Annotated in this window: 12 protein-coding genes, 1 pseudogene and 1 riboswitch; of the genes and pseudogenes, 2 read left to right on the plus strand and 11 right to left on the minus strand. The window is 64.4% G+C overall.

Annotated elements, in window-relative coordinates:
* Positions 1 to 6: 6 nt before the first annotated feature.
* Both sctT and EN745_RS04180 read left to right on the plus strand, forming a co-directional pair.
* The gene (gene sctT, locus EN745_RS04175) at positions 7 to 822 is read left to right on the plus strand and encodes a type III secretion system export apparatus subunit SctT (RefSeq protein ID WP_126056220.1); all 816 of its coding nucleotides are present in this window, start codon (positions 7 to 9) and stop codon (positions 820 to 822) included.
* A 169-nt stretch (positions 823 to 991) separates the two neighbouring features.
* Positions 992 to 1,819, plus strand: coding sequence for a DUF1445 domain-containing protein (locus EN745_RS04180; protein WP_126059217.1), 828 nt, complete (start codon positions 992 to 994; stop codon positions 1,817 to 1,819).
* A 70-nt stretch (positions 1,820 to 1,889) separates the two neighbouring features.
* Here EN745_RS04180 and EN745_RS04185 read toward each other — a convergent pair whose 3' ends face one another.
* The 11 genes and pseudogenes from EN745_RS04185 to EN745_RS04235 all read right to left on the minus strand — a co-directional run.
* Positions 1,890 to 2,651 (minus strand): hydroxymethylpyrimidine/phosphomethylpyrimidine kinase, encoded by a 762-nt coding sequence (locus tag EN745_RS04185; RefSeq protein WP_126059216.1) that lies wholly within the window; start codon positions 2,649 to 2,651, stop codon positions 1,890 to 1,892.
* Positions 2,642 to 3,247 (minus strand): thiamine phosphate synthase, encoded by a 606-nt coding sequence (locus EN745_RS04190; protein ID WP_126056219.1) that lies wholly within the window; start codon positions 3,245 to 3,247, stop codon positions 2,642 to 2,644. The genes EN745_RS04185 and EN745_RS04190 overlap by 10 nt, the downstream gene beginning before the upstream one ends.
* Positions 3,244 to 4,017: a thiazole synthase gene (locus EN745_RS04195; protein WP_126056218.1), complete on the minus strand. Its 774-nt coding sequence runs from the start codon at positions 4,015 to 4,017 to the stop codon at positions 3,244 to 3,246. Before EN745_RS04195 ends, EN745_RS04190 begins: the two co-directional genes overlap by 4 nt.
* 2 nt (positions 4,018 to 4,019) lie before the next feature.
* Positions 4,020 to 4,217 carry a sulfur carrier protein ThiS gene (gene thiS, locus EN745_RS04200; protein WP_126056217.1) on the minus strand — a complete coding sequence of 66 codons (198 nt, stop codon included), beginning with the start codon at positions 4,215 to 4,217 and terminating at the stop codon, positions 4,020 to 4,022.
* Entirely contained in the window at positions 4,186 to 5,187 is a 1,002-nt protein-coding gene (gene thiO / locus EN745_RS04205) for a glycine oxidase ThiO (RefSeq protein ID WP_126056216.1), read from the minus strand. The genes thiS and thiO overlap by 32 nt, the downstream gene beginning before the upstream one ends.
* Positions 5,184 to 7,019, minus strand: a complete 1,836-nt coding sequence (gene thiC, locus EN745_RS04210; protein WP_127420600.1) for a phosphomethylpyrimidine synthase ThiC — start codon at positions 7,017 to 7,019, stop codon at positions 5,184 to 5,186. Before thiC ends, thiO begins: the two co-directional genes overlap by 4 nt.
* Positions 7,020 to 7,122: 103 nt before the next feature.
* Positions 7,123 to 7,239: riboswitch (TPP riboswitch) on the minus strand.
* A gap of 90 nt (positions 7,240 to 7,329) precedes the next feature.
* The gene (locus EN745_RS04215; RefSeq protein WP_127420601.1) at positions 7,330 to 8,313 is read right to left on the minus strand and encodes a beta-ketoacyl-ACP synthase III; all 984 of its coding nucleotides are present in this window, start codon (positions 8,311 to 8,313) and stop codon (positions 7,330 to 7,332) included.
* Positions 8,310 to 9,575, minus strand: coding sequence for an adenosylmethionine--8-amino-7-oxononanoate transaminase (locus EN745_RS04220; protein WP_127420602.1), 1,266 nt, complete (start codon positions 9,573 to 9,575; stop codon positions 8,310 to 8,312). Before EN745_RS04220 ends, EN745_RS04215 begins: the two co-directional genes overlap by 4 nt.
* Positions 9,575 to 10,210: a dethiobiotin synthase gene (gene bioD / locus EN745_RS04225; protein ID WP_127420603.1), complete on the minus strand. Its 636-nt coding sequence runs from the start codon at positions 10,208 to 10,210 to the stop codon at positions 9,575 to 9,577. The genes EN745_RS04220 and bioD overlap by 1 nt, the downstream gene beginning before the upstream one ends.
* Complete coding sequence (locus tag EN745_RS04230; protein WP_127420604.1) at positions 10,207 to 11,346, minus strand: 8-amino-7-oxononanoate synthase; 1,140 nt, start codon at positions 11,344 to 11,346, stop codon at positions 10,207 to 10,209. The genes bioD and EN745_RS04230 overlap by 4 nt, the downstream gene beginning before the upstream one ends.
* Positions 11,343 to 11,644, minus strand: a pseudogene (locus EN745_RS04235) (biotin synthase); the annotation flags it as partial. The pseudogene EN745_RS04235 and the gene EN745_RS04230, both read right to left, overlap by 4 nt.

The raw sequence follows: 11,644 nt of genomic DNA on the forward strand, positions 1-11,644 counted from the left end.
GCGCCGATGCCGGTCGAACCACTCTTCGCATCCATCAAGGAGCTTCAGTTCTATCTGCTGGCAGGCGCATTCGCGCTCGCACGCATGACCGGTTTCATGCTGCTGATGCCGCTCTTTTCGCGGGTGCCGCTATCCGGGCTTCTGCGCAACGGCGTGGCTCTGGCGCTGGCCGTTCCGGTCTTTCCGATGATCGTGAACAAACTGACGAACACCGACATTACGACGACGATGATCGTCCTCTACATGCTCAAGGAGGTCGTAGTCGGAGTAACGCTCGGGCTGGCGATGGGCATACCGTTCTGGGCGGCGGAGGCCGCCGGCGATATCCTTGACCTGCAGCGCGGCTCGACGATGGGGACGCTGATCGATCCGATGATGACCCACGAGACGAGTGCCACCGGCACCTTGCTCGCCGTCATCATGGTCACGGTCTATCTGGCCGCCGGCGGCTTCGAACTTTCCCTGACCAGCCTCTATGACAGCTATGGCCTTTGGCCGATCGACCAACTCCTGCCAGTCTTCAGCAAGGATGCTGCCGCGATATTCCTCGGTCTGCTGAATCGCATCCTGATGATGGCGCTGACGCTCGTCTTCCCGCTCATCATCTGCATGCTCTTGTCCGACATTGTGCTTGCCTTCCTGGCACGCGCTTCGCCGCATCTGAACGTCTTTGCGCTTTCGCTGGTGGTCAAGACGCTGGTCTTCAGTCTCGTCTTCGTGCTCTACGCGGCGTTTCTGCTGTTTTACATGAATCGGGACCTTGGCTTCCTGCACGAAGCCGGCCGCCAGATAGAAGCTATTGGCTGCCGCAGTTGTCAGTGAACAGAAGCTTTATTCGCAAACGCTAATGATAACGACAGCCACGATTGGCCGACCAATAAATACAATTTATCATTGAGGAAAGATTCTGACGATTTGACAAGCGGTCGACCCGCCGATGATCTTACGCGCTCTCGACGTGCCGCTGAACGTGCATCTCCATTGGAAGCCAATGCCTCGCCAGATCACTTCATTGTTCTATGACAATTTGCGACTGGTCGATGCGGATAGGCTGCGCAGGCTGGTTAGGATGGGTGCCTATGAAGGGCACACAGGAGGGCTTGCGCGCGGCAAGCTCCAGGCCAATGTCGTGATAGTGCCCCGCAGCTTCGCTGGCGATTTCCACCGGTTCTGCGTGCGCAACCCAAAACCGTGTCCATTGGTGGGCGTGAGCCGAGCCGGCAGTCCATTGCTCCCGGCATTGGGCGATATCGACATCCGCACCGATGCCCCCCAGTACAACATCTATTACTTCGGGGAGCTGATCCGCCAGAAAACGGACATCATCGATCTGTGGCGAGAAGACTTTGCCGTTTTCGCGCTGGGCAGTTCGCTTACAGTCGAAGCCGCCTTTGCCGGGAAGGGCATCCAGCTCCGCAGCATCGGATGCGGCAAAGCCTTGCCCAAATTCCGAACCAGGATCGAGACGCTCGGCGTCGGCCCGTTTGGTGGCGAAATGGTCGTCTCCATGCGCCCGATAAGGCGTTGCGACGTTGACAAGGTTCGCGCCCTCACCGCACGCTTCCCGCATGCACACGGCTCTCCCATCCATGTCGGAGAGCCGACGATTATCGGGATAAAGGACTTGATGGCTCCCGACTGGGGCGATGCGGTCGAAATCATGGACGGGGAGGTCCCTGTATTTTGGGCCAGTAGCCTGACCGCCCAAGATGCGCTCGCTCGTGCCGAACTCGAAATCTCGATCACCGTGTCGCCGGGGCACATGCTGATCACGGACTTGGATGCACGAGCAGATGCGGGCGCTTTCAAGGTCTTTTAGCAAGCGCAGGGTGGTCATCTTCGACCTTTCAAGAGTTCGAGACTGCGCGGACCCCACATAAAGCCCCCCGTCATTCGGCTGCATGCTCCTGCAGTCTCTCGAATACAAAAAGCTTGCCCTTACGCGCGCTGTCCTCAAGCGGGTGCGCCTTTGCCAGGTGCGCCGCAATGACGCTGGCCAGCATGCAGCCCGTCCCGCGCATCCATGCGGCAAGGCGCGGCGTGTCGAAACGGATCGGTTCTTGATTGGAGCGCAACAGGATATCGGTCGATCGGGGTCCCGAAGCATGACCCCCCTTGATCAACACGGCCTGCGCACCAGCGCCCAGCAAGTCCTGACCCTGCCTGACCGCGCCACCCTCGTCGGCAGCGCACTCAGCGCCCACAAGCAGCGCCAGTTCGAAGAGGTTGGGCGTGATCAGGCGGCAGAGTGGCATCAGGTCGCGCTTCATGACGGCGATGGCGCCGGCTTCCAGCAGCACCCTGCCTGATGTTGACGCCAGCACTGGGTCGAGTACTGCCGGAACCCCTGGATTTTCACGTAAAACGGCTGCAACGGCAACGACGGTCTCAGCCGTCGCGAGCATGCCGATCTTAATCGCCTCTACCCTGTTCGCCTGCAGCGCGGCGTGCATCTGCTTGGCCACCAGCCAGGGTGGCGAATTGTGGATTTCCATGACGGCGTCGTGCGTCTGCACGGTTAGCGCGGTGACAGCCAGGCAGGTGCGCACACCAATGGAAGACATCGTCTCGATGTCGCGTACAATCCCGGCGCCCCCGCTGGAGTCCGATCCGCCAACGACAAGCACATGTGGGTCTTGCCCTAGCGCCATCGTTCTGTCTTTTCGATCCATTCCCGCGTGCGCGCCTCGGAATTGGCATTCAGCGTGATGTCGGTGACCACTGCTGCGCTGTCAGCACCAGCAGCGAAGACACCGCCGAGCCGGTCGGGGTCGAGGCCGCCGATCGCGACCAACGGGATCGGCGCGACCCGGCGCTTCCATTCGCTGATCCGCTCCAGCCCTTGCGGCGCCCATTTCATCTTCTTCAGGATGGTGGGATAGACCGGGCCGAGCGCGATGTAGTCAGGCCTGGCGGCCAGGGCCGTTTCCAGTTCGGCATGATCGTGCGTGCTGAGCCCGAGCCGCATGCCGGCTGCGCGTACAGCCAAGAGGTCGGCGGTCTGCAAATCCTCCTGGCCGAGATGGATGAAGTCGCAACCTTCCTCGATTGCCAGGCGCCAGTGGTCGTTGACGATGAGCTGGCATTGGTGCTCGGCGCATAAGGCCTTCGCCTTGCGGATTTCGGCGCGCAACCCGGTCTCGTCCATGGCCTTGATGCGCAACTGAACCAGCCTGACGCCGACCGGCGCCAACCGTTCGATCCAGGCGGCGCTATCGACGATCAGGTAGAAGGGATCGAGCTTCATGATAAAACCGCCCTGCCGAATGTCGGCGTCGACGGCATCGCGACCTCGCGCGGTTCGAGCATTCCCGAGCAGAACGCTTCGCGGCCGGCATCGACCGCCTTGCCGAATGCGCGCGCCATGCCGACCGGATCGGCCGCCTTGGCGACCGCCGTGTTCAGGAGCACGGCGTCAAAGCCGAGTTCCATCACGGTTGTCGCGTGCGACGGACGTCCAAGTCCGGCATCGACAATCAACGGAACGTCGGGGAAATGCCTGCGCATCGAGCGCAGCGCCGGGATGTTGACCGGCCCGAGGGCTGAACCGATCGGCGCGCACCATGGCATCAGGACCTTGCAGCCAGCCTCCAGCAGCCGCTCGGCGACGACGAGGTCGTCGGTGGTATAGGGGAATACCGAGAAGCCATCCTCGCACAAGATACGGGCGGCTTCGACAAGGCCAAATACGTCCGGCTGTAGTGTGTCGTGGTTGCCGATCACTTCGAGCTTGATCCAACTCGTCCCGAACACTTCGCGCGCCATGCTCGCAGTCGTGACCGCTTCCTTGATGGAGTGGCAGCCGGCGGTGTTGGGCAGGATTTTCGTGCCGAGCGATCGGATCAGCGACCAGAATTTTTCGCCGGCCCTGCCGCCCGCCATCTCCCGCCGCAAGGAGACGGTCACCACCGACGCGCCCGACGCGTGAACTGCATCGGCAAGGATGGCCGGCGAAGGATATTGTGCCGTGCCGAGAAGCAGGCGCGAGGGAAGCGTCGTTCCCAGAAGCTCCAACATCGCTAGCCTCCCTGCATCGGCGAGAGGATTTCGATCCGGTCGCCGTCGCTCAGTTGGAATGCTGCCCGGCTGGCTTTGTGCACGAGGTCGCTGTTGACGGCCGTGGCCAGCCAGTCGCCCTCATAGTCGAGTGCTGCAAGCAGCGCCGCCAGCGTCGTGGTTGGGGTCTCAAGCGCTTCGCCGTTGACGATCAGTTTCATGTGTAGACTCCAAAGGTTTGTCCTGACTGAAGACAATCTCGGCCGCCTCGCGCGCCATGGCGGGTGCCAGCAGAAAGCCATGGCGATAAAGTCCGTTGATCGCGATCGTACTTCCGTGAGTCTCGACACGCGGCAGGTTGTCGGAAAAAGCCGGGCGAATGCCGACGCCGGTCTCAACGATACCAGCCTCGCCGAATGCCGGATTCAGAGCGCAGGCAGCGCCAAGCAACTCCATCACCGAACGGACTGTGATCGGTCCCCCGGACTGGCTTTCGATCATCGTCGCGCCAACCATGAAACGGTGGTCGGCGCGCGGCACGATGTAGAGCGGAAAGCGCGGATGAAGCAGCCGGACCGGGCGCGACAGCGAGACGTCGGGGGTGTGCAGGATCAGCATCTCGCCGCGAACACCGCGCAGCCTGCCGTTGACAGCGGCCATTCCCGTGCAGTCGATCTGGCGATCGAAACCGGAAACCCGCCCGGCGTCGGTACCGAAGCGGAATGAGACGTCCATGGCTGCGAGCCTGTTGTGGAGTGCCGTCATCGCCTGGCGCGGGTCGAGATGAGCCTCCTCGGGGAAAAGCAGTCCACGGCGGAAGCGACCGGCGAGGTCGGGCTCCAGCAGCGCGATTTCGTCTTCGTCGACACGCCGATGGCCTGACGTACGGCTGGCGAAGCGGTCAAGCTCGCCCGCATCGCGCAGCGCTGCCACAACCAGCGTTCCGGCCCGTGTCACCTGGCCGGGCAACACCGCCTCCCACCAGTCGGCGGCGTCGCGTCCGTGATCCAGCACCGGCTGCTCGGCGCTTTCACGCTCGCACCAGGGCGCCAGCATGCCGCCGGCGAACCAGGACGCATTGCCGCCAAGGCCGCGCCTTGTCTCCGCAACCGTCACCGTCGCGCCGCGGATGGCGAGCTCGAAGGCGGCGGTGAGGCCGGCGACGCCGGCCCCTCTGACCAGCACCTTCATGACCGCTCACGCCCCTGTGGTATGAGCGGTGCGCCGATCTCGTCCGCCGGCACGTAGAGATCGCCGCCTTCGCGATATTTCGCCGCCATCGCCGCCATGCCCTCTTTCTGCGCCTCGGCGCGGATGTCGTGGGAAATGCGCATGGAGCAGAATTTCGGCCCGCACATCGAGCAGAAATGCGCCAGCTTGTGCGCCTCCTTGGGCAAGGTCTCGTCGTGGAACGAGCGCGCCGTTTCGGGGTCGAGCGACAGGTTGAACTGGTCTTCCCAGCGGAACTCGAACCGCGCGCGGGAAAGGGCATCGTCCCTGACCTTCGCCGCCGGATGGCCCTTGGCGAGATCGGCGGCGTGCGCGGCGATCTTGTAGGTAATCACGCCGGTCTTGACGTCGTTGCGGTCTGGCAGGCCGAGATGTTCCTTCGGCGTCACATAGCAAAGCATGGCCGTCCCGAACCAGCCGATCATGGCGGCGCCGATGCCGGACGTGATGTGGTCGTAGCCCGGGGCGATGTCCGTCGTCAGCGGCCCGAGGGTGTAAAACGGCGCCTCGCCGCAGACGGCAAGCTGCTTGTCCATGTTCTGCTTGATCTTGTGCATGGGAACGTGGCCCGGGCCTTCGATCATCACCTGGCAGTCCTTGGCCCACGCGATCTGAGTCAGCTCGCCTAGCGTTTCCAGCTCGGCGAACTGCGCGGCGTCGTTGGCGTCGGCGATCGAGCCCGGACGAAGCCCGTCGCCGAGCGAGAAGGACACGTCGTAGGCGCGACAGATGTCGCAGATCTCGGCGAAGTGCTCGTAGAGGAAGCTCTCCCGGTGATGGTGCAGGCACCATTTGGCCATGATCGAGCCACCGCGCGAGACGATCCCGGTCACCCGGTCCACGGTCAGCGGGATATAGTGCAGCCGCACGCCGGCGTGGATGGTGAAATAGTCGACGCCCTGCTCGGCCTGCTCGATCAGCGTGTCGCGATACACCTCCCAGGTCAGGTCCTCGGCGATGCCGCCCACCTTTTCCAGCGCCTGGTAAAGCGGCACCGTGCCGATCGGCACCGGCGCATTGCGCACGATCCATTCGCGAATGTTGTGGATGTTGCGGCCCGTGGAAAGATCCATCACCGTGTCGGCGCCCCAGCGGATCGCCCACACCATCTTCTCGACCTCTTCGGCCATCGACGAGGTGACGGCGGAGTTGCCGATATTGGCGTTGATCTTGACCAGGAAATTGCGGCCAATGATCATCGGCTCGCTCTCGGGATGATTGATGTTGGCGGGAATGATCGCCCGTCCGCGCGCCACTTCGTCGCGCACGAATTCCGGCGTGACGAAGTCGGGGATCGCCGCGTCGAAGGCTTCGCCGTCGCGCTTAAGCTTGCCGCGCAGGGCCTCGCGGCCCAGATTCTCGCGGATCGCGACGAACTCCATCTCGGGCGTGATGATGCCGGCGCGCGCATAGGCAAGCTGGGTCACCGCCTTGCCGGCCTTGGCCCGCAGCGGCCGATTGCGGACCGGAAATTCCGGCGTCAGGCGCTCGCCCGTCGCGAACCCGTTGTCTTCCGGCCGCACGTGGCGGCCGTCATAAGCCTCGACATCTCCGCGCGCCGCGATCCAGTCCTGCCGAGGCCGGGCGAGGCCCTTTTCGATGTCCGTTTCGATCGCAGGGTCGGTATAGGGGCCGGAGGAGTCATAGACCGTCACCGGCGTCTCGCCGGCGGTCGGATGGACGGCGATCTCGCGCATCGGCACCCTGATCCGCGGGTGGAGGCTGCCTTGCTTGTGGATCTTGCGTGAGGCGGGCAGCGGTCCCGTCGACACGGTGGGGGTGAGGGCATTCATCTTGAGGCTCCTTTGCTCATGCATTGGAGACCCAGTTCTGTGCCGGAAGGATGAAAAGACGCTTTGGTCGCCCTGCCGAAACAGGACCTCGGGCATAGACTCCCGCGAAGCGCTTGCACCGTCCCTACGCCAGTATGAACTGGATCAGGTTCAACGGGTCACTGCGCCGCGAAAGCCAGCAGTATCTCAGCCCCTTGCCGGGACTCCCCTGGTGAATGCCTCAGGTTGGACGGGCGGGCGCCACTTTGTCAAGCCGTGTTCGGCCAGTCATCTCATACAGTCAGTCTGTCCCGTCAGCACCGCTACCCGGCTAGATCCCGACCACCAGGGCACCGCCGCTGAGACCCGCACCTGCCGCCGCCAGGAGAACCTTTTCGCCTGGCCTAAACGGCTGCTTCCGATGCGCGAGCGACAGCGAGAGCGGGATCGTCGCGGCGGAGGAATTGCCGTATTCGACGATCGTCTTGACGATCGCACGATCGTCGATACCGAGGCTTCGCCCGACGGCATCGAAGATGCGGGCGTTGGCCTGATGCGGTGCGAACCGGTCGATGTCTTGCGGTCGCATGCGGGCAGCAGTGAGCGCCTCCCGCGAGCAGGCGGTCATCATCTCGACCGCCTTGGCGAACACTTCGCGGCCGTCGGTGATCGTCATCCGGGTCTCAGCGAGATCGAGGTCGGCGTGGAAGGGCTTGTTGCTTCCGCCCGCCGGAATCTGGATCAGCCCGTAGCGCGATCCATCGGAATCAACCGATGCGCCGAGAATGCCCCGATCCGGTTCATCGCCGGGACCGATCACCACGGCGCCGGCGGCATCGGCGAACAAAACCGCGCTGGCGCGCTCGGCCGGGTTGATGCGGCGGCTAAGGATGTTCGCGGCAATGACGATGGCGGCTTTGCCGTGCAGGCGGGTGAAGCCATCGGCAAACATAAGCGCATAGATGAAGCCGGCGCAGGCGCCGGTCAGATCGATCGCGCCGGCGCGGCTCAGTCCCAGCCGATGCGCGACCAGCGGCGCGCTGGGCGGCAGGAGGTGGTCAGGCGTCGAGGTGGCAAGCAACAGAAGGCCGATGTCGCCGCGGTCGATGCCGGCATTCGTCAGCGCCATGTCGCCGGCTTGCGCGGCAAGGCCCGACAGTGTGTCGTCGTCGGTTGCCCAGAAGCGCGACCGTATCCCGGTGCGCCGCTCGATCCAGCCGGGCTCGAGCCCGAGACGATCTTCGATCTCCTGATTCTCGACCCTGCGCGCCGGCGCATGATGGCCGAACCCGAGAAGGCGCGACGACCTGCTCATGGCTTAGCGCCGAAGCGTTCCCCGGCCTCCTCGATGGCGTCATAGAGACCGTCGAGTTCTTCGCCGGTGATGCAATAGGGCGGCAGAAGATAGAGGACATTGCCGAGCGGACGCACCAGCAGCCCGCGCTCGAGGAAGAAAGCGCGCAGCTTCGGCCCGATCTCGGCCAGATAGCCGGCGGAGCCGGTGCGCAGATCGAGAGCCGCGATCGTCCCGGTTGCGCGGCTGTCGGTGAAAAAAGGATTGTCACGAAAACGATGAAGCCCTGCGGCCTGTCTTGCACTCAGGGCCGCGACCCGCTCGGCCACCGGTTCGTCACGCCAGATCTCGACATTGGCGAGTGCGGCCGCGCAGGCCATCGGATTGGCAGTGTAGGAACTCGAGTGGAAGAATGTCTTCTTCCGGTCCTCGGAATAATGGGCCTGGAAGATGGCATCGGTGGCAATCGTCGCCGCCAGCGGGATTACGCCGCCCGTCAGCCCTTTCGAGGTGCACAGAATGTCCGGTGAGATTGATGCCTGCTCGCAGGCGAACATGGTTCCGGTGCGGCCCCAGCCGGTCATCACCTCGTCGGCGATCAGCAGCGTGCCAGAGGCCTCGGCGATCTTCTTCAACTCGGCCAGAACCCATGCCGGATACATCAGCATGCCGCCGGCGCCGAGCACCAGCGGCTCGACGATCAGCGCGGCTGCGTGCCGGTCGCGGGAGACTGCCTCGAACCGATCGAGCGTCTCCTGCTCGCGCCCGGCAGCCGGGAAGGGGATGGTGTCGACCTCGAACAACAGGGGCTCGTAGGCAGCGTTGAACACGCCGCGAGCGCCGACGCTCATCGTGCCGATGGTGTCGCCATGATAGCTGTGCTCCATGACGACGATGCGCGAGCGCGGCGCGTCGATATTGCGGAAGTAGCCGAGTGCCATCTTCAGCGCGACCTCGACGGAGGTCGAGCCGCTGTCGGAATAGAACACCCGTTCGAGGCCGGCCGGAGCGAGGCCGACAAGCGCCCTGGCCAGGCGTTCGGCCGGCTCGTGGGTGAAGCCAGCGAAGATGATCTGGTCGAGGCTCGCCGCGGTCGTCTCGATGGCCTTGATGATGCGGGGATGGCGGTGGCCGTGGGTGACGACCCACCAGGAGGAAATGGCATCCAGGATGCGCGTGCCGTCGGCCTTGTAGAGGTAGGCGCCTTCCGTCCGGACGATTTCGGGGATGGCGGGCTCGAGCGCGTGCTGGGTGAAGGGATGCCACACATGGGACTGCGGCATCATTCGCCTCCCGCAATCGCTGTGAGGTCGAAGCCGGCAATCATCGCCTCCCTTAGATTCCCACTCGTCAGCGGATCGAGTAGCGGCAGCCTGCCAAGCTGGCGCACGCCGCTGAATTCCACGATTGTTCTCTGCGTGTCGGCCACCTCATCGCCGATGAAGGCAATGCCGATGAGCGGGATGGATCGGGCCCTGAGCACCTCGATCGACAGGAGGGTGTGGTTGATCGTGCCGAGCTTGGTACGGGCGCACAGGATGACCGGCACTCGCCACTGCGCGAAGATGTCGATGAATTTAGTGCGCCGGTTGAGCGGCACCATCAGTCCCCCTGCGCCTTCGATGACGAGCGGGCCCGGCAAGTCCGGAAGCGACAGCTCTGTGGCGTCTATCGCGACGCCGTCGAGTTCGGCTGAACGATGCGGCGATAGCGGCTCCTTCAGGCGATACACTTCGGGCAGCACGCGCCCCGGCGGCAAGCCGGCGAGCCGTTCCACGACCTGGCTGTCGGTCTCCTCGTCGAGGCCCGATTGCACCGGCTTCCAGTAGAAGCCGTCGAGCAGGCAGGCGAGCCCGGCCGAAAACACCGTTTTGCCGATCCCGGTATCTGTTCCGGTGATGACGATGCGCTTGGTCATGCCGCCGCCAACACCTCGAAGAGCGCCTCGACCATGGCCGAAATGTCGGCCTCGTCGACATTCAGCGTCAGCGAAATGCGCAGGCGCGATGTGCCCTCGGGGACGGTCGGCGGACGAATGCCGCGAATGTCGAAACTGCGCGCCTGCAGCGCCGCCGCCACCGCCATGGTGCGCCCGTTGTCGCCGATGACGAAGGGCTGGATCTGCGAGCCGCTGGGGGCTACGCCGCAGCGCTCGGCCAATTGGCGGCCCGCGAAGGCAACGCGCTCCTGCAACTGGGCACGGCGTTGGGGCTCGTCGGACAGCATGGCAATCGCCTCGCGCGCTGCCACGGCCATCAGCGGCGATGGCGCGGTGGAGTAGATGAATGGCCGACAGCGGTTGACGAGATAGTCGCACAGCAGTTCCGGCCCGGTGACGAGCGCACCGGCCGCGCCGAGCGCCTTGCCGCATGTGTGGAGCGCGACGATGTTGTCGCGGCCCTCGAAAGCGGCGGCAAGGCCGCGGCCGTCTGGCCCCCAGACGCCGGTGGCATGCGCCTCATCGACGACGATGAAGGCCTCGTGCCGGTCGGCAAGCGCGACCAGGTCCTCCATCGGCGCGCGGTCGCCATCCATGCTGTAGAGGCTTTCGACCACGATCCAGACGCGCCCGGTGCCGCCTTCGGCGCGCCAGCGCGTGATTGCATCCTGGAAAGCATCGACGTCGTTGTGCACGGCGAGCTTGAACTCGGCGCGGCCAGCGCGGGCCCCCTCATGCATGCTGGCATGAGCCAATTCGTCGAGGACCAAAAGGTCACCCTTCTGCGGCAGGGCGGTGAGCAGGGCGAAGTTGGCGATGTAGCCGCTGCCGAAGAACAGCGCGCGGTCGGCTCTGAAGAACGCTGCCGCGTCCGCCTCCAGTGCCTCGTGTTCCGGCGCGTTGCCGCGCAGCAGCCGAGATCCGGTCGCGCCGACCGGCGTGCCCTGCGCGATCGCCGCCGCAACCGCGTCGCCCAGTCTTTTGGAGGCGGCGAGCCCGAGATAGTCGTTCGACGAGAAATCGAGCCCAGCGCGCGGCGAAAGCGTCCGCAGACGGTCCTTGCGCGCCAGTCCGCGCAAGGTCGCGTCATAGCGGGCAAGCGGCGCTTCGTTCATTGCGCCTCGAGGTCCATCGGCTCGATGCCGAGACGGCGGAACAGCAGCGTATCTTTGTCCTCGCCGGGATTGTCCGCCGTCAGCAGCGTGTCGCCGACGAAGATCGAGTTGGCGCCGGCAAAGAAGCACAGCGCCTGCATCTCGTCGGTCATGGCGGTGCGCCCGGCGGAAAGTCGGACATGCGATTTCGGCATCATGATGCGCGCCAGCGCGATCACGCGCACGAACTCGATCGGCTCGATCGGCCTGGCATCGGCAAGCGGGGTGCCGGCGATCGGGATGAGCATGTTGATCGGAA

Origin of the sequence: Mesorhizobium sp. M4A.F.Ca.ET.022.05.2.1 (assembly GCF_003998845.1) — a bacterium.
In the GTDB taxonomy this organism is placed as follows: domain Bacteria; phylum Pseudomonadota; class Alphaproteobacteria; order Rhizobiales; family Rhizobiaceae; genus Mesorhizobium.

What these genes read in the sequence shown, in the direction of transcription:
- sctT (WP_126056220.1), top strand. Translation starts at nt 7, where the DNA reads ATGCCGGTCGAACCACTCTTCGCATCCATCAAGGAGCTTCAGTTCTAT.
- EN745_RS04180 (WP_126059217.1), top strand. Translation starts at nt 992, where the DNA reads ATGCCTCGCCAGATCACTTCATTGTTCTATGACAATTTGCGACTGGTC.
- EN745_RS04185 (WP_126059216.1), bottom strand. Translation starts at nt 2,651, where the DNA reads ATGGCGCTAGGGCAAGACCCACATGTGCTTGTCGTTGGCGGATCGGAC.
- EN745_RS04190 (WP_126056219.1), bottom strand. Translation starts at nt 3,247, where the DNA reads ATGAAGCTCGATCCCTTCTACCTGATCGTCGATAGCGCCGCCTGGATC.
- EN745_RS04195 (WP_126056218.1), bottom strand. Translation starts at nt 4,017, where the DNA reads ATGTTGGAGCTTCTGGGAACGACGCTTCCCTCGCGCCTGCTTCTCGGC.
- thiS (WP_126056217.1), bottom strand. Translation starts at nt 4,217, where the DNA reads ATGAAACTGATCGTCAACGGCGAAGCGCTTGAGACCCCAACCACGACG.
- thiO (WP_126056216.1), bottom strand. Translation starts at nt 5,187, where the DNA reads ATGAAGGTGCTGGTCAGAGGGGCCGGCGTCGCCGGCCTCACCGCCGCC.
- thiC (WP_127420600.1), bottom strand. Translation starts at nt 7,019, where the DNA reads ATGAATGCCCTCACCCCCACCGTGTCGACGGGACCGCTGCCCGCCTCA.
- EN745_RS04215 (WP_127420601.1), bottom strand. Translation starts at nt 8,313, where the DNA reads ATGAGCAGGTCGTCGCGCCTTCTCGGGTTCGGCCATCATGCGCCGGCG.
- EN745_RS04220 (WP_127420602.1), bottom strand. Translation starts at nt 9,575, where the DNA reads ATGCCGCAGTCCCATGTGTGGCATCCCTTCACCCAGCACGCGCTCGAG.
- bioD (WP_127420603.1), bottom strand. Translation starts at nt 10,210, where the DNA reads ATGACCAAGCGCATCGTCATCACCGGAACAGATACCGGGATCGGCAAA.
- EN745_RS04230 (WP_127420604.1), bottom strand. Translation starts at nt 11,346, where the DNA reads ATGAACGAAGCGCCGCTTGCCCGCTATGACGCGACCTTGCGCGGACTG.